Here is an 18,515-nt window from a genome sequence, read left to right on the forward strand (position 1 = left end):
CCCTCACGCCCCTCCGGGTCGTCGCCGAACCGGGTTCATTCCCCGTCCACCACGCTTCGCCGGTTTTCCCCCGTGACGGCAAGCCACCGGACGACGCGTTCGGCGATGGCCCGGAGGCCATCGGCAGAGACGATCGAGTAGTGGTCACCCGCACGGACCTCCACCTCGATCGCCGGGCACACGGCCCGCCAGCCCTCCCCCGTACCGTCCCGCCCGGTGCCCGCGGCGAAGAGCAGTGCGGGTACCTCACTGGGCCCGGGGCGGTAGCCGCCCAGCAGCCTGAGGTTGTGGGTGTGCGTCCGCGAGAGCCGTTCGAACTCCACGAGACCGATCTCCGAAGGGAGGAGTCCATGCCCGACAGCGGACGCCCTGGCCACAGCCGCGAGCCCGTCCGCTTCCGCGGCGCGTACCGCGGTCACCAGTTCGGCGGGCGGAAGTCCTCCGGCGAGGTCCCCCAGGAACTCCACGTACCCCTCTTGCGGGGTCAGCGGCGCACGGTTCTCGGCGACCAGACTGTCGATCATGAAGACCCGGCACGTGTGCCCCTCGGCGGCGAGTTGCCGCGCCACCTCGTAGGCCAGCACCCCGCCCATCGACCAGCCACCGAGCATGTACGGGCCCACGGGCGACAGCTCCAGCAGCTCCTGCCGGTAGGAAGCCGCCATGGCGACCAGGTCGGCCTCGCCCGGCGCTTCGCCACCCTGGACGAGCATCCGGCTCTGGAAGGCGTGCACGGGGCCCGGCCAGGCACGGGCGAGTTCGAGATAGCTGGTGACCGATCCGCCCACGGGGTGGAAGAGGAAGAGCCCCGGACCGGCGCCCTCCGCCGGGCCCGTGGAGAGCGTCACCGCGCAGGCCGCGGCGCGCGTACCGTCCTGGACGGCCGCGGCGAAAGCACTCAGCGTCGGCGACTCGAAGATCCGGCCGAACTCGACCTCCGCCCCCAGCTCCGACCGTGTGCGGTTCACGAGCCGCAGGGCGAGCAGCGAGTTGCCGCCCAGGGAGAAGAAGTCGCTGTCCGGCCCGACGGAGTCCACACCCAGCAACTCGGCCCACAGCTCTCCCAGCCGGCGCGCCGTCTTGTCGTCGGCCCGGTCCTCCCCCGACGGTTCCCCCGCGGGTTCCGCCAGCATCTCCCGCACCCGGTCCAGGTCGACCTTGCCGTTGGAGGTCACCGGCAGCCGCTCCGCCACCCGGAGCCGGCCAGGCACCATGTAGGACGGCAGCAGCTCGCGGAGATGCCGTTCCACCTCCCCGGCACCGACCTCGCTGCCCGCGCGCCCGACCACCAGCGCCACCAGCCGGGCCCGGCCGTCGGGCGAGGCGGCCGTGCACACCACGCACTCCTCGACGGAGGGGTGGCTGCGCACCGCGGCCTCCACCTCGCCCGGCTCGACCCGGAAGCCCTGGATCTGGACCTGCCGGTCCTCGCGGCCGAGGAACTCGATGGTCCCGTCGGGCCAGTAGCGGCCCAGGTCACCTGTCCAGTAGAGGCGTTCGCCGGTGCGCGGATGACGCAGGAAACGCTCGTCCGTCCGCCCGGGATCATGGGCGTACCCGCGGGCGACACCGGCGCCGCCGATGTAGACACGGCCCGTGGCCCAGGCGGGCCTGACCTCCATGGTGTGGTCGAGCACGCGCATGGTCTGCCCGTCGAGCGGCTTGCCGTACGGGATGCTGCGCCAGCCGGGATCGACGGTGCCGACCTCGAAGAAGTTGGACCAGATGGACGCCTCGGTGGCACCGCCGAGTGCCAGCACCCGCACCTCGGAGCGGAGTGCCCGCAGCCGGTCGGGCAGCGAGAGCGGTATCCAGTCGCCGCTCAGCAGGAAGACCCGCACGGGCGGTACCCCGCTGCCGCGCTGGGCGAGGACCTCGACCAGCATCTCGGCGAGCGCAGGAACGGAGTTCCAGACGGTGGCCCCGAGGGCGAACGCCGTGTCGGCCCACATCTCGGGGTCGGGGTGCTCGCAGGCGGCCGGGAGCACGAGCGCCGCACCGGTTCCCAGGGTGCCGAAGACGTCCCAGACCGACAGGTCGAAGCTGAGCGACGAGATGCCGAACACCCGGTCGTCCGGGCCGAGTCGCACGCGCCGGTTGATGTCGAGGACCGTGTTCAGCGCGGCGGCGTGCTCGATCATGACCCCCTTGGGGGAACCGGTCGAGCCCGAGGTGTACATGATGTAGGCCAGCTCACCGGGGCCGTTCGCCGGAGGCTCCGGCGCCTCGTCGGTGGGGCGGGTCCGATCGACGCTCAGCACCGGGAGCGCGCCGAGCAGTTCCGGCGCGGGCATCCGGTGGGACTGGCACAGCACCACGCGGGCCGATCCGGCCCCGATGAGGCGGGTGACGCGCTCGGCCGGCAGCGTCACCGACACGGGACAGTAGGCGGCCCCCGCCCGCAGGACACCGAGCACGGCCGCGACCTGCTCCCAGCCCTTGTCCATGAGGACGGGCACCACGTCGCCGCCGCCGACTCCGTGGTCCCGCAGCCACACCGCGACGGACCGGGAGACACGCTCCAGTTCCCCGTACGTCACCGTGCGGTCCGCCGTCACCACGGCCGGGCGCTCGGGCCACCGGGCCGCCGCGGCGAGGAATCCGTCCTCCAGGCGACCGGTGGGAGCGGGGCCGGCCGGCCTGTTCAGCGCCTCCACCAGATCGCGGTGCGCCGGCGCGGGGTGCGCGGGGCGCGTCCTGTCACCGCCCGGCGCCGCCAGCGACTCCAGCAGGCTCCGGTACGCCGCGAACATCGCGTCGGGCAACCCCTCGGGGAACGCCTCGTCGACGGTGTCCCACACGCATTCGATCCCGCCTCCGGGCGCGTCCTTGACCTGCTGGTCGATCAGCACCTGGGGCGTACGCAGCGCGGAGTGGACCGTACGGCACACGCCCCGTCCGCCGGTCTTCCGTGTGCCGGGGCCCAGCATGCTGTTGAAGACGTACGGCAGGGCGGCGCGCGAGGTCCAGCCACGGCGTGCCGCCAGCTCGCGCGTGACCCGGACCGCGCTCACGTCGGAGTGCGCCAGGTCCTTCCACAGCCGGCGCTGCAGCCGTGCGGCCCGCGCGAAGAAGTCGTCGTCCTGGCGCAGGTCAACCTCCAGGGGCAGGGTCGCGCTGAACTGTCCGACGACGCCTTCGGCTTCGGGGTGCCTGACCACCCAGTTCTGGTGCAGGACATTGAGGCAGAAGTGCGGTGCGGTGGCCCAGGACCCCAGCACCTCCGCGTACACGTGCAGCAGCCCGGTGGTCGGCAGCACGCGGTGCGCGCGGAAGTTCGCCCGCAGCCGCTGCCACTGCTCTGCGCTCAGCACGCAGGTGCGCCGGGTAAGGGTGGCGGACTCGATACCGCCGGACGGCCGGGCGAGCGGCAGCCGGGGAGCGAGCGGCAGCGAGTCGAGCCGGTCCTCCCAGTAGCGCCACTGCTTGCGGTGGTCCTCCGTGTCCTCCTCCGCCGCACGGGCCACGACGCACTCGCGGAACGTGCGGCCCACCGGCGGGAGGCCGGCCGTCGGGTCGCGGTACAGCTCCCACCACTCCTCCTGGAGCCGGCGGGTGCTCGTCGAGTCGAGCAGCAGCAGACTCATCGCGAAGTGGACCCGGGTCCTGTGCCGCCGCAGCCGGTGGGCCGTGACCTCGAAGAGGGGCCAACCGGTAGGTTCCGGGCCTCCGTCACGCATCCGTTCCCTGGTACGGCCGATCGCCTCCTCCTGCTCCGGCGCCGGCAGCCCGGTCAGGTCCACCACCCGCAGCCTGAAGGGCGTGACCTCCGGGGGTGTGAGCACCCGCTGGACCCCCTCCTCGGTCATCACGGTCCGCAGGTGCTCGTGCCGGGCGATCAGCAGGTCGATGGCGTGGCGCGCGGCCTCAGGATCGAAGTCCACGAGGTCGATCTCGGTGTAGAGGTTCGGGCGGAAGCCGCCGAGTTCCATCAGCGGGCTCGACCCGACCAGGTAGGCGGCCTGGAGGTCGGTCAGCGGGAACTCCGCTTCGCCGGGCGCGGACGCGGGGCGGGTCGGGGAAAGGTCGTGCGTGGTCACTGCTGCCTCCCGGTCAGTGCGATGTCCCGCCCCGGCAGTCCGGCCGCCAGGGTCGTCAGTACCTGCTCGCGGGACTCCTCGTGCAGGAAGAAATGTCCGCCGTCGAACAGGCGCACCTCACAGTCGCCGGTCGAGTACTCCCGCCAGGCCGCCAGTTCGCCGGGGGCCGCCAGGGCGTCGTCCCGGCCGCCGAGCACAAGGACCGGGCACGTCAGCGGAGGGCCGGCCCTCCAGTGGTAGGTCTCGGACACGGCGAAGTCGGCACGCATCATGGGCAGCAGCGCCCCCAGCGCTGCGGAGCTGTCGAGCACCTCCGCCGGGGTCCCGTTCAGCTCCCGCAGGTGTGCCACGAGAGCGTCGTCCGGCGCGTCATGGACCCGCCGCTGCCGGGAGGGCAGGTGCGGGGCACGGCGGCCCGAGACCAGCAGCCGCTCGGGCTCCCGTTGTCCCAGGCCGCGCGCCGCCCGGCACATCTCGTACGCGACCAGGGCGCCCATACTGTGCCCGAACCAGGCGTACGGCCGGTCAAGCAGCGGCTCCACGGCCTCGGCCAGCGCCTCGACGAGGTCGTCGAGGCGGCGGTACGGCGTCTCCCGGAAGCGCTTCTCGCGGCCGGGCAGCCGGATGGAGACGACATCGACGTCCGGGGCGAGCCGCCGGGCCCAGTCCCGGTAGAGCGCGGCGCCGCCTCCGGTGTGCGGCAGGCAGAACAGCCGTACGGGCGCGTCCTGGGCAGCGGCCCAGCGTACGCACCAGTCGTCCGACGGGGCGCGGGACCCCGCACGGCGGGGGGCGGGGCGGTTCAGGGTTGCGGGGTCCACGAAGCGGCCCTCTCTCCGAGCATGACGCAGCTGAGGTTGGTCGGAGCGCTCGGCATCGTCGGCATCACGGACGCGTCCACGACGCGCAGACCGCTCACGGAGTGCACCCGGAAGCGCTCGTCCACCACCGCGGCGCGCCGGGAGGCCGGGCCCATCACGGCGGTGCCGGCGGGGTGCCAGGAGGGGCAGACGAACGTGGTGACGGCGCGGCGCAGCATGGCGTCGTCCTCCACCGTGCGGTCGGTCCAGAGGAAGACGCGCTCCAGCAGCGGCGCGAGCCGACCGCCCTTGAGCATCCGCCACAGCATCCGCGTTCCGGCCATCAGCCGCTCCACGTCCCCGGGGTCGGTGGCCAGTCCCAGCTCGATCACGGGGTCGGTGTCAGGTGCCGCGGTCCGCAGGGTGACCCGGCCCCGTGAGCGGGGTGTCAGCAGCGAGGCGTGCAGCGAGAACGCGGTCCGCCCGCTGAGGACTCCGCGCATCACGGGCACGTCGAGGCCGGTGACGTTGTTGACGAGGGTGAGGTTCAGGTCCGGGGGACCGTCCGTGCTCGCCACCCGTGCCAGGACCTGGTGCATGGCCTCGCCCCGCAGGCAGCCGCCGGGGGCCGGGAGGGCCCACAGCGCGACGAGGGGGTGTTCCATGAGGTGCGCGCCGACCCCGGGCAGATCGGCGACGGGGCGGATACCGAGTCGCAGGAGGTCGTCGGCCGGACCGATGCCCGAACGCAGCAGAACGGTGGGGGTGCCGATGGCTCCCGCCGACAGCGTGACGCGGTCGGCGCGGACGCGGACGAGGTGCCCGTCCCGCTCGGCCTCGACACCCACGGCCCTGTCGCCGTCGAACAGGACGCGGAGCACCCGGTGGTGAGGGCTGACGGTGAGAGGGGACCGGTGCCGGGCGGGGTCGAGGTACGCGTCGGCCGTGGACACCCGGCGTCCGCCCGCCTCGTTCCGGGGGACGGGTCCCGCTCCGACGGTGCAGTCGGCCGCGTTGAGATCAGGCACCGTCGGCACACCGAGGTCCTCGCAGGCACGCAGGAAGCCGTGGGAGAGGGGACCGAGGTCGTCCTTGCCCTGCCTGCGGACGGGCAGCGGTCCTTCGCCTCCGTGTTCGGGTACGCCGAAGTCGCCGTCGGACTCCATGCGGACGAAGTACGGGAGCACCCGCTCCCACGACCAGGAGGGGTTCCCGGCCGCCGCCCAGGCGTCGAAGTCGCCGGGCAGCCCGCGCAGGGCGAGGGCGCCGTTGACGGCGGAGGAACCTCCGAGGGTCCTGCCCACCGCGTAGGGGTAGCGGCGCCCGTCCTCCGCCTCCCTGCCCACGTAGGCCGAGTAGTCCCAGTTCGCGCCGGACAGCACGGGACGGTCGGGCGAGCCGGGCCCGTCGCCGTGGCCGTCGCCCCCGGCTTCCAGGAGGAGCACGCGGCGCCCCGGGTCCTCGGCCAGCCGCCCGGCGAGAGTCGCGCCGGCGGAGCCCGCCCCGACGATCACCTCGTCCCAGTGCCCTTCTTCCCCGCCCGCCTCACGGTCCGTTCTCCGGGAGGTGGTTGCCATGGCGTCATGCCCCCGTTCCGGTGCTGAGCCGTTCGGCGAGTTCGGCGATCGTGGGGAACTCGAAGAGGAGCCCCAGGTCGTCTTCCATGTCCTCATCGAGCCCGATGTCCCGGCGGATCATCGTCAGGATGCGTACGGCGTGCAGCGAGTCGCCGCCCAGCTCGAAGAAGTTGTCGTCGACGCCGAAGTCGTCGCGCTCCAGCGCCGCCGTCCACATCCGCATCAGCCGGCTCTCCAACCCGTCGCGCGGGGCGACCTGTTCCTCAGGGGCCAGCTCGGCCCAGGGGACGGGCAGGGCACCGCGGTCGACCTTGCCGTTGGCGCTGAGCGGCACCGCGTCGATGACGAGGAAGTGGTGCGGGACCATGTAGTCCGGCAGCAGTTCGCCGACGGCGGAGCGTACGGCCGCCACATCCACGCCGGCGCCCGCACGGGCCGCCGCGTCGTCACGGGCCCCGGACGAGGGGGTCTCCTCCCGGTCCCCCGGCAGCAGATGGGCGACGAGTTGACGCCTGCCGGTCGCCGGGTTGGTCTCCACTCCCGCCAGGGCGCCGCCGACGCCGGGAAGCGAACGCAACGCCGCCTCGATCTCGCCGAGTTCGATCCGGTACCCGTTGAGCTTCACCTGGAAGTCCACGCGGCCGAGGAAGTCGATGTCGCCTCCCGGCAGGTAGCGGCCGAGGTCACCTGTGCGGTACAGCCGCTCGCCGGTCACCGGGTGCTCGACGAACTGGGCGGCGCTCAGCTCCGGGTCGGCCCAGTAACCCCGGGCCACGCCCGCACCTCCGATGCAGATCTCCCCCGTGGTCCACACCGGGCAGGGCGCGAAGTGCTTGTCGTACACGTGCAGGGTCTGGTTCGCGAGGGGCTTGCCGTACGGAATGCGGGACCACTCCGGCGGCACGTCCCCGATCGCGTGGTGCACCGACCAGATGGACGCCTCCGTCGCACCTCCCAGGCTCACCACGAGCGCCCCGGGATGCTGTGCCCGCACCTGGTCGGGGAGGGTCACCGGGATCCAGTCGCCGCTGAGCAGCACCAGGCGCAGATCCGACGCGTTCACGCTCTCGCCGCGGCCCTCCGCTGCCGCCGAGGCGCACGCGTCGGTCCACACCTGCATCAGCGCGGGGACCGAGTTCCAGACGGTGACTCCGTGCCGCCGTACCAGGTCGTCCCAGTGCGACGGGTCGTGTTCGCGACCACGGGTCGGGACGACCACGGCGGCTCCGGCCGCGAGGGCGCCGAACACGTCGTAGACCGAGAGGTCGAAGCTCAGCGCCGACAGCGCGAGCACCCGGTCGTCGGGGCCGACGGAGAAACGCTCGTTCATGTCCTGGAGCGTGTTGGCGGCGGCCCGGTGGTCGATCATCACGCCCTTGGGCCTGCCGGTCGATCCGGACGTGAAGATGACGTAGGCCAGGTCGTCAGGCCGGACGTCCACCTCCGGGGGCGTGGCCTCGGCCCCGGTCACCTCGGGGTCGGCGGAGGTGACCAGGTGGACGCCCTCCGGCCAGTCGAGGGTGTCGCGGTGTCCTGGTGCCGTCACCACGATCCCCGCCTCGCCGCGCACCAGCAGCTGGTGCCGCCGCGCCGCCGGCCAGTCCGGGCTGAGCGGCAGATACGCGGCGCCCGAGAGGGCGACACCGAGTACGGCGACGATCTGGTCCACGCCCTTGTCGAGTACGACGCCGATCAACGTGTCGCGTGCGGCGCCCAGTTCGACCAGCCGCCGCGCCAGCCGGCCCGCAGCCGCCAGCACGTCGCGGTAGCTGTGCGCGCCTTCCTCGTCGACGACGGCGGTGGCGTCGGGACGGGCGCGGGCCCGCGCGGAGACCAGTTCACCGAGTGTGCGTGCGGGGATGTACGTATCCGTGTCGTTGGCGGCCCGGCGCTCATCCCGCTGCCAGGCGGGCAGGGCGGAGCGCTCCTCCGGTCCTGTCCACGCCCCGGCCTCGTCGGCGAGCCGGTCGAGGGAGGCGCAGTAAGCGGCGAACATGTCGTCCAGCAGACCGGCGGGGAACAGCGCCTCCACGGCGTCCCAGTTGAACAGCAGGTCGCCGCGCTCCTCGGTCACCTGGTGGTCCAGCCAGACCTGCGGGGTCTGGGTGATGCCGTACCGCTCCTCGCCGAAGAACCGGATGCCCTCCGAGGGACCTTCGCCGCCGTTGCCCAGCACCAGCGCACTGGTGAAGACCACCGGCATCGAGGCGCCGGGGCCGCCGCCTTCGCGGCGGGCGCGCTCGCGCAGCACCCGCACACCGCTGAACTCGGAGTGTTCCAGGTCCCGCAGGAACTGCCCCTGGAGCCGCCGTACGCGCTCCACGAACGCCTCGCCTGGGCAGGCCGTCACCGCGAGGAGCGTCACCGAGGTGAAGTCGCCGATCAGCTCGGCCAGTTGCGGGTGGGTCTGCGGCCGGTTGAACAGGGTCAGGTCGAGGGTGAAGTCCGGCTCGCTGGACCAGGTCCGCAGCACGTCGGCGTACGCGGTCAGGAGCACGCTGGAGGGAGTCACACCGAACTGCCGCGCGAACTCCTTCACGGCGGTCCACCGCGCGGCCGGAAGCCTCCCGGCGCGGTGGCCGAACTCCGGGCGCCCCACCAGTGCGGGCCGCACGGCGAGCGGCAGGGCGGGCGGCGGCGGCAGTCCGGGCAACCGGTCGAGCCAGTACCGCTCGGCGGCGCGGTAGCGGCTGCCCTCCTGCTCCGCCGCCTCGGCCAGCACATGGTCCCGGTACGAGACGTCCAGCGGATCGGGCGACCAGGCGGGATCCTCGTAGAAACGGCGCCAGTCCTGGAAGAGCAGGTACATGCTGTACCCGTCGAGGATGAGGGTGTCGAGGCTGACGTGCAGCCGCAGCAGTTCGTCGTCGATCCGGGAGGCCCGGATGTCGAACAGCGGCCAGCGGTCGGCGCGGAGCACCTGGTGGTCCATCTCCTCGCGGCTGCGCAGGATCTCCTGCTCCTGCTTCTCCGGGCTCAGCCCGCGCAGGTCGGCCACGCACAGTTCGTACGGCGGGACTTCCGCCAGGACGCGCTGCCTGCCGTCGTTGAGGATGATCGCGCGCAGCATGTCATGGCGGGCGATGACCGCACGGAGACTGGTCTCCAGCCGGTCCGGGTCGAGCCCCTCGCGTTCGAGTTCGAAGTAGATGTGGGTGGACACTCCGCCCAGTTCGACAGCGGAGCCGCGGCCCACCCAGTAGGCGTGCTGGATGTCGGTCAGCGGGAAGGGCTCGTGGCGCTCCGCCGGGCGGGGCACGAGGGCCGCGGGCGCGGGGCCCGCTGTGGCGCCCCGCAGCATCGCTATCAGTTCGTCGCGCCGTTCGCGCAGCTCGTCCTTCAGCCGCGCGGTCAGCGCGCCGTTCGGTGCGACCACGTCCAGCCGGCCGTCGGTCAGGCGCAGTTTGATGCCTCGCAGGCGCAGTTCGCCAAGCAGGTCCTGGATCACCGTGGATCGGTCCTCCTCCGTCTCCCCCGGCGCGGTCACCGGACTGGCCGGTCGCGCCGCGGTGGACTGTTCAGGGCTCCGGCGACGATCGCGACGGACGCGCCGGTGAGCAGTGTGTGGTGGGTGCCGGGAACGGTCAGGCTGTCCACGGCGCCGGTGGTCAGCGCGGACCAGCCCCAGTCGGGGGCTTCCGCGTGAGGGTGGTCGGCGAACTCGCTGACCTGGCCGTCCCGTGCGCGCAGCACGGTGATGCCGGCGGCGACGGGCGACGCGCTGTAGCGGTCACAGCCCTCCACCACGGCCCGGAACACCGCGAAGGTGTCGGCCAGTTCCCGCTGGTACGAAGCGGCGCCGGGGGTGCCGGCGCCGATGGTGCCGGCACCCGTCAGGCCGCGGTCGCGCAGCGCTTCGAGCGCGTGCGCGAGCCGCTCCTCCACCGGGGTGCCCTCGGGTCCTGCCACCTCCGAAGCGCCTGGACTCCCGGGGTCGAAGCCGATGTCGAGATCCTCCAGGAACCAGAGCAGCAGCTGTGTCTCGTCGGCCGCGGCACGCGGGGCCACCGGGGCCGGCGAGTCGATCACCACAAGCCGCTCGACCTGCTCACCGCGCGCCTCCAGCAGGCGGACCACCTCGACGGCGATGACGGCACCCGACGACCAGCCGCCGATGCGGTACGGGCCGTGCGGGCGGGCGTCCGTCAGCGCTTCCGCGTAGAGCGCCGCCAGGCGCGGGACGCTGTTCACCGGCTGGTGCCCGGTGGCGGGTCCCGGGGCCTGGAAGGCGAGGAACGGCCCGTCCAGCGCCTCGGCGAGCGGCCGGTAGCACAGCACGTTGCCGCCTGCCGGGTGGACGAAGGCCCACGGGTCCACGGCCTGGTCGGACGCACGCAGCCGGACCAGGGGCGTCCACTCCTTCGTGCGGGCGTCGAGCCACTCCGCCAGCCGGGCCACGGTACGCCGCTCCAGCAGCGTGCCCAGCGGCACGCGGTGGTCGAGCCTGCGGGCGATCTGCCCGATGACCCTGAGCGCGGTGAACGACTGTCCGCCCAGGTCGAAGAAGTCGTCGTGGATCCCGACCCGTGCGGTTCCCAGGACGGACTGCCAGATCTCGGTGAGGGCACGCTCGGTCGCCGTGCCGGGGCCGGCGGGGCGGTGTGTCCCGGCGCCGTCGTCGGTGGGTGCCAGCGCCTCCAGCGCCGCGCGGTCCAGCTTGCCGTTCGAGGTGAGCGGCAGCCGGTCGAGCACGGTGAGGTGGCTGGGCACCATGTAGCCGGCCAACTGCTCGCCGAGGGCGGCCTGTACGGCGGCGGGCACCGGCGGGGGCGCGCCTTCCCTGGCGGTGACGAAGGCGGCCAGTTGCCTTCCGGAGTCGGTCCTGCGTGCCACCACTGCCGCCTGCCCGACGTCGGGCAGGTCCAGCAGCGCGTGTTCGACCTCTCCCGGCTCCACCCGGAAACCCTGGATCTTCACTTGGAAGTCCAGCCTGCCCAGGAACTCGATCTCCCCGCCCGGCAGCCGGCGGCCGAGGTCCCCTGTGCGGTAGAGCCGCTCGCCCGTGACCGGGTGGGCGACGAAGGCGCTCGCCGTCTTCTCCGGGTCTCCCAGGTATCCGAGGGCGACACCGGCACCGCCGATGAACAGCTGCCCCGCGACCCAGTCGGGCACCTCCCTGCCGAGTTCGTCGAGGATGTACCAGCTCTGATTGGCGAGGGGCTTCCCGTACGGGACGCTGACCCAGCCGGGGTCCGTGTGGTCGACGGGATGGCAGATGGACCAGATCGACGCCTCGGTGGCGCCGCCGAGGCTGACCACGCGGGCCCCGGGCGCGATGGCGCGGATGCGGTCGGGCAGGCCGACGGGTATCCAGTCGCCGCTGAGCAGGACCGTGCGCAGGGTGGGGAACCGCAGCCCGGCCCCCTCGGCCTCCTCCACGAAGAGCTGCATCAGCGCGGGAACGGAGTTCCAGACGGTGACGCCGTGTTCCTGGACGGTGCGGGCCCACGAGGCCGGGTCCGGCGGGCCCGGTTCAGGAAGCACCAGGGTGGCGCCCGCGTCCAGCGCGCCGAAGACGTCGTAGACCGAGAGGTCGAAGCAGAGCGAGGAGATGCCGAGCAGCACATCGTCCGAGGTGACGCCGAAGCGGCGATTGATCTCGGTGAGGGTGTTCAGCGGTCCTCCGTGGTCCAGCATCGCTCCCTTGGGACGCCCTGTGGAGCCGGAGGTGTAGATGACGTAGGCGAGGTCGTCGGGCCGCCGCGTGGTCTCCGACGGCGCCGCCGCCGGCGCGGGACCGGCCTCCGGCGGGTCGACGGTGAGCACGGGCGCGCCCGTCAGGGGTGCGAGGGTCTCGCGCAGCCGTGCGCTGGTCAGCACGGCTGCGGCGCCGGTGTCCTGGAGCACGTAGCGCAGCCGGTTCGGCGGCCACCCAGGATCGACCGGCACGTAGGCCGCGTCGGCGGTCAGCGCGCCCAGCACCGCGACGACCTGCTCCCAGCCCTGTGAGGTCGCGACGGCGACCAGGTCGCCCGGACGGACGCCGGTCGCGCGCAGTCTGCCGGCGAGGTGTGCGGCACGTCCGGCGAGGGTGGCGTAGTCGAGGGCCCCGTCGGCCGCGATCACGGCGGGGTGGCCGGGGCGCAGGGCCGCCTGCCGGGGCAGGGGGTCGTGCAGGAGTCCCGGGGGCGCGGGCCCCGTCGGGGCGTTGAGCGCCGCCCGGCACGCGCGCTGGGAGGCGGGCAGGGGTTCGAACGCACGCCGCTGCCACGCCTCTTCGCTCCCGGCGAGCCGCGTGACGATGTCGCGGTAGCCCTCCTGCATGGCGTCGATGAGTCCGGGCGGGAACATGTCCTCGATGACGTCCCAGATGACCCACAGGCTGCCGTCGCTGAGGTCCCAGAACTCGCAGTCGATGAGCGTCTGCGGCGTTTCGAGGAGGCTGTGCACGGGGCGTTCCGCCGCCCCGACGAACAGCGCGCTGCCCACGGCGTACGGACAGACGGCCTTGCCCGGTGTACGCCGCCGCTGGTTCAGCTCCTGGAGCACCTTCACACCGCTCCAGTAGACGTGTTCGACGTCGGAGAGAACCTGGGTCTGGAGCCTCCGTACCCGGTCCTCGAAGCCCTCCTCGTGCCGCCAGTCGACCTCCAGCGGATAGAGCGAGGCGAAGTTGCCGAACACCTCGCTCATCTGGGGATGCAGCGGCAACCGGTGGGTGATCATGTTGTTGAGCAGGAAGTGCCGCGATCCGCTCCAGTAGGCCAGGACTTCCGCGTGCACGCCGCACAGGACGTTGGTCGTGGTGAGGTTGCGGGCGGCTGCCTTCTCCTTGAGCGAGGTCCAGACCCCGGGTGGGAAGAGCAGCTCCCGGCGCTCCAGCCGGGAACGCCTGCGCGGGTCGGCGCCGCCTGCCAGCGGGATCTCCGGTGCCTCCGGCCAGTCCGCGATGCGGTCGGTCCAGTACTTGCGCGACGCCTGGCCGAGCGGTGACTCCTCCAGTTCGGCCAGCGCCTGCACACAGTCCCGGTAGCTGATCTCCAGTTCTGGCGGCGTTTCGCCGGGGTTCTCGTAGCGCCGCAGTACGGCGTTGATGAACCGCAGGGTCGCGGGGGCGTCGCTGAAGAGGTTGTTGTTGTTGTAGTGGAGCTTTGACCGGTCGCCCGGCAGCAGGCTGACCCGCATGTCCACCCAGGGCCACCTGTCGTGCACGGGCTCCCGGCGCTTCATCGCGTCGCGGACCCGCTCCACGTGCGCCGCCGCCTCGCCGGAGGAGAGATGGCGGACGTCGAACACCTCGACACGCGCGGGTGCCGGGTCGCGCACGGTCTGGAGCCGGAGGTCGTCGCGGACGACGACCAGGTTCTTGCTCTGGTGGTCCAGCTCCTGGTTGAGCGCCTTCTCCAGCCGGCCGGGGTCCACGGCGCCCAGGTCGTACTCCATGTACTGGTGGGGCCGTACGTAGTACTCGAAGCCCTCCCTGCCGCCCATGATGAACGACATCTGAAGGTCGGACGGTGCGAACGGCTCGTACAGGTTCTCCTCGTCGTGCGTGATACGGGGCAGCTCGGTGTCCTGGGCCCGCGCGGTGCGGGTGCCGTCGAGCCAGGCGATCAACTCGGGCTTGTGCTGGGTGATCCGCTCCCTCAAGCCGCTCGTGAGCCGTCCTTTGGGCGCGATCACCTCGATCCCGTTTCCGTTCCCGTCCCCCTTCGCCAGCCGAAGCCGGATGCCCGCCCGAGCGAGGTCGTCGAGCAGGGACGGGACCGAACGGGCTCCGCTTGCAGTCACAGCGGTGTCTCCTTCTCCGCCAGTTGGTACGTCGTGGGAGAGCTCTTCTCCGTGCAGTCGGGGCCGTGCGCCGCTGGTCACAGGGTCAGCACCTCGGTCTCCTCGCCGTCGTCGAGCACGTCGTCGGAGGCCAGCACGTTCAGCGTCGTCAGCTGCCCGCAGACCAGTTCGGCGATCTCCAGGGCCGTACCGCCGCCGAAGAGGAAGTCGGCCGGCACATCGGCCGAGAAGTCGGCACGCAGGCGGTTGCGGAGCCGGATCGTCGTGAGCGAGTCGAACCCGATCTCGTTGAGGTGCTTGTGCCGGAATGTGGGCTGCAGCGCGTCCCGTTCGTTCGCCGACATGCCGAGAAGCACGGCCACCACGTGCAGCAGCCGGTCGAGCGCGACGTCTGTGGCCCTGACGGGATCGCTCAGCACCAGTTCGGCCAGGTCGGGTCCCCCGTCGCCGGGGTCGGCACCGGGCTCCGCCTGGTCGGCGGCCCGGTCGGCGGCCCGGTCGGTGCCCACACCGGAGGACGCGAGCCCGGCGAGCAGCGTGTCGGGCAGGCGGCGGGCGTCCGCCGCCCGGTGGCGCCGCCAGTCCACGGCGGCCAGCGCCACATGGGCGGGGCCGTCCGCCGGCACACTCCCGAGGGCGTCCAGCGCCTCGTCGGCCGCCATGCCGTGGATGCCCGTGGCGGCGAACCGCTCCAGCAGGTCCCCTGCGGCGGCCATGCCCACGCCTGCCCAGGCCCCCCAGCCCACGCTCAGTGCGGGCAGTCCGTGCCGCCTGCGGTGGACGGCGAGCGCGTCCAGAAAGGTGTTGGCCATGAGGTAGCCCGGCTGGCCGGTGAGGCCCGTCAGCGCGCCGAGGGCCGAGTAGAAGACGGCGAAGTCCAGGTCGAGCCCGTCCGTACAACGGTGCAGGTTCCACGCTCCCTTGACCTTCGGGTCCAGCACCCGGCTGAGCCGGGGCCAGTCGGTCCGTTCGAGAACGGCGTCGTCCGTGACCCCGGCGGCGTGCACGAGACCGCGCAGCGGCGGCAGTTCGCGGCGCGCTTCGGCCAGGACCGCGTCGAGCGCGGTCGCGTCCGCCACATCGGCGGCCCGCAGTTCGACGCGTACACCGCGTGCGCGCAGTGCGGCGACCCCGACCGGAGTGCCGGCGGGCAGGGTGCGGCCGACCAGCAGCAGGCACTCTGCTCCCCTGTCGGCCAGCCAGCCGGCGGTGGCCAGGCCGAGACCTCCCAGGCCGCCGGTGATCAGATATGTGGCGTCGCCGCGTACGGGGACCGGGTGCGCCCGCGCGCCGCGCCGCCCTTCACCCGGCCTCCCGCTCCCGCTCCCGACCGGTGCCTCGTCCACGTCCGGCGTCTCGTCCACGTCCGGTGCCTCGTCCACGTCCGGTGCCTCTTCGGTCAGCCGGGCCTCGTACCAGCGTCCGTCGCGCCAGGCGAGCCGGCCGGAGCCGCCGAGGCCGCCCACCTGATCGAGGATCGTCGCGGGCGCGCACGGTGGCCAGGACGGGTCGAGGTCGACCTGTACGCACGCCAGATCCGGGTACTCCGCGACGACCGACCGGGCCAGGGCGGTCAGGACGGACTGCGCGAGGCCAGGCGCATCAGCGGTTGCGGGGACGCGCGTTGCCGGGCTCCCGGTGTCCGGACCGGCCGTCCCCGTCGAGCAGATGACGATCACGGGGTTCTCCGCCGCGTACGTCCGCAGGAAACCCGCGAGCAGCGTGGTGGTACGGCGGGCGAGGCCATAGGTGCGCGCGAGGATCGTGTCGTCACCGGCCAGGACACCTCCGGCGTCGGCGTCACCGGCGTCCGTGCCTGCGCTTCCCTCCGCTCCGGACTCGGCGAGCAACAGCAGCCCTCCGACCGGCTGCCCCGTACCACCCGCCGCGTCGAGCAGACGCTGAAGGCCGGTTTCCACGCCCGGTCCTTCGGGGCCGGACCCCTGGCCGGACCCCTCCGCGCCCGCCGGTTCCGTGGCCGTGGGGGTGACAACGGCCGTCGCCGTGATGCCTCGCGCGGCCAGCTGGTCACACTGCGCCCGGGTCGCTTCGGCGTCCGCGCCGCACACCAGCCAGGTGCCGGCCACGCCGCCCGGCACCGTCCCGGAGTGTTCGTCCCGGGGCTGCCAGCCGAGCACGTAGCGGCGGGGGGTGAGGACCGGAAGGGGTGCGAGTGCCGGGCCGGACACCGCGCGGAAGCAGAGCCCCTCCACGGTGACCAGGACCTCTCCTGCCTCCGAGACCACCTCCAGGTCGAGCGTCACCTCGCCGGAGTCCGTCGCCTCGCGTCGGTGCGTATGGCACAGGACCCGGGTGGGGAGGCGGCCATGGATGTCGAAGCGGTCCACGGAGGCGGGCACCCGCAGCGTGTCGTCGTCCGCTTCGGTGAACGCCACCAGCGTCTGGAAGCAGGCGTCCAGCACGACCGGATGCGCCAGGTAAGTGTCTTCGTCGCGGGCCGCGGCCTCGGCCTCGATCAGCGCGACCGCGCGGTCTCCGTCGCGCCAGACCTGACGCAGCGCCCGGTACGCGGGCCCGTAGTCCAGTCCGACCCGCGCGAAGGAGTCGTACAGGGGCCCGGTGGCCAGCTCGGTCATCCCCTCCCCCGCCGGCCGGGGTTCACGCGCTGCCGGTCGCGGCCGGTCACCCGGCCCGGCAGCGGCCACTGTGGCGTGCTCGGTCCAGGTGCCGCCGGGTCCGTCCTCGTCCCCCGGCAGTCTGCTGAGGCAGCGCACCCGGTGGCCGCGAGCGGTCGCCTCGGTCACCGCCTGCACGGTGAGCGGGGCCCCGTCGTCCCCGAACGGCAGGAACGCGTCGAAGGAGACGCCCTCCAGCGTCCAGGCACCGGACGCCTCCCGGGTCGTCGCCCGTACGGCGGCGAGCGCCCACTCCAGCATCGCGCTGCCGGGCAGCACGGACCGTCCGGCGACGCGGTGTTCGCGTACGAACCAGGGGCGGTCGGCCGCGATCTCCTGGGTGAACCAGCGGTCGCGGGCGGCAGCGAGGTCGATGCCCGTCCCGAGGAGCGGATGGCCGCCGGGGCTGCCCGGCGCGGCGGCGTGCCGCTGCTCGCCCTCCGGCCGCTCCAGCCAGTAGCGGCGGCTCTGGAACGCGTAGGTGGGCAGGTCCACCTGCCGGGACGCGGCGTCGTGTCCGAGGCACGGCCGCGCGATCCCGGTGTTGGCCACATGGGCCTCGGCGAGTGACAACGCGAGGGTGCGGGCCTCGGGACGGCCCCGGCGGAGTACCGCGGCGACCGTGCTCGGAGCGGGGCCGCCTTCCCCCGCGCAGTCCTCGACGAGCGCGGTGAGCACCGGGTCGGGGCCGAGTTCGAGGAAGGTGGTGACGCCTTCCTCACGCAGGTGGTTCACCCCGTCCTTGAAGCGGACGGTGTGCCGCAGCTGGCGCGCCCAGTAGTCGGGCGAGCCCAACTCGTCGGCGGACGCGGTCCTTCCGGTGAGGTTGGAGACGAGGGGAACGCGGGGCGGCTGGAAGGAGACGGATCGCAGCACGGCGCGGAAGGCGTCCAGTACCCCGTCCATCATGGGCGAGTGGAAGGCGTGACTCACCCGGAGGCGCTTGGTGCGGCGACCGCGCGTCTCCCAGTAGCCGGCGATCTTCCCGACGGTCGCGTCCTCTCCCGAGATGACGACGGAACGAGGGGCGTTGACGGCGGCGACGGTGACGCTGTCGTCGAACTCGCTGATGCAGCTGTCCATCTCCGCTTCGCTGGCCTCGACCGCGACCATGCTTCCCGCGTCGGGTGCGGCCTGCATCAGCCGCCCGCGGGCGGCGACGAGGACGCAGGCGTCGGCCAGGGACAGCGCCCCGGCTGCGTGCGCCGCGCTGATTTCTCCGATCGAGTGCCCGATCACGAAGTCGGGTGCCGGGCCGAGGGAGAGGACGAGCCGGCACAGCGCCGTCTCCAGCGCGAACAGCGCGGGCTGCGCGTACTCCGTACGGTGAAGCTGTTCCGCCTCGTCGGACTCCGGTAAAGCGAACATCAGTTCACGTAGCGAGCGGCCGAGCAGAGCGTCGAAGTGCCCGCAGACCTCGTCGAGCGCTTCGGCGAACAACGGGTAGGTCTCGTACAACTCCTTGCCCATGCCCGCGCGTTGCGCCCCCTGGCCGGAGAAGAGAAAGGCCGTTTTCCCCCGCCCGGAGGCGGCCTGGAACATATTCGGAGCGTCCTCGCCACGGGCCAGGGCGCTGAGTGCGGTGAGGAGTTCGTCGCGGTCGTCGCCGATGAGGGTGGCCCGGTGATCGAAGAGCGCACGCGTGGTGACCAGCGAATGCCCCACCTCCGCCACCGACACCCCCGGCCGCTCCTCCAGAAACACCCGCAGATTCGCCGCCTGCGCCCGCAA

6 protein-coding genes are annotated in these 18,515 nt (G+C 72.8%); all 6 read right to left on the reverse strand.

Features of this window, described 5'->3' with window-relative positions:
- Positions 1-35 precede the first annotated feature (35 nt).
- Positions 36-4,040: a non-ribosomal peptide synthetase gene (locus NMN56_RS17325; RefSeq protein ID WP_274045292.1), complete on the reverse strand. Its 4,005-nt coding sequence runs from the start codon at positions 4,038-4,040 to the stop codon at positions 36-38.
- A complete protein-coding gene (locus tag NMN56_RS17330; RefSeq protein ID WP_274045291.1) occupies positions 4,037-4,861 on the reverse strand; it encodes a thioesterase II family protein in 825 nt (274 codons plus the stop codon). Before NMN56_RS17330 ends, NMN56_RS17325 begins: the two co-directional genes overlap by 4 nt.
- Positions 4,843-6,417, reverse strand: a complete 1,575-nt coding sequence (locus NMN56_RS17335; RefSeq protein WP_274045290.1) for a GMC family oxidoreductase — start codon at positions 6,415-6,417, stop codon at positions 4,843-4,845. Before NMN56_RS17335 ends, NMN56_RS17330 begins: the two co-directional genes overlap by 19 nt.
- Before the next feature lie 4 nt (positions 6,418-6,421).
- Positions 6,422-9,865 carry a non-ribosomal peptide synthetase gene (locus NMN56_RS17340; RefSeq protein ID WP_274045289.1) on the reverse strand — a complete coding sequence of 1,148 codons (3,444 nt, stop codon included), beginning with the start codon at positions 9,863-9,865 and terminating at the stop codon, positions 6,422-6,424.
- A gap of 35 nt (positions 9,866-9,900) precedes the next feature.
- Complete coding sequence (locus tag NMN56_RS17345; RefSeq protein WP_274045288.1) at positions 9,901-14,148, reverse strand: non-ribosomal peptide synthetase; 4,248 nt, start codon at positions 14,146-14,148, stop codon at positions 9,901-9,903.
- Positions 14,149-14,225: 77 nt separating this feature from the next.
- Complete coding sequence (locus tag NMN56_RS17350; RefSeq protein ID WP_430542608.1) at positions 14,226-18,515, reverse strand: SDR family NAD(P)-dependent oxidoreductase; 4,290 nt, start codon at positions 18,513-18,515, stop codon at positions 14,226-14,228.

This window comes from Streptomyces iconiensis (assembly GCF_028657195.3).
In the GTDB taxonomy this organism is placed as follows: domain Bacteria; phylum Actinomycetota; class Actinomycetes; order Streptomycetales; family Streptomycetaceae; genus Streptomyces; species Streptomyces iconiensis.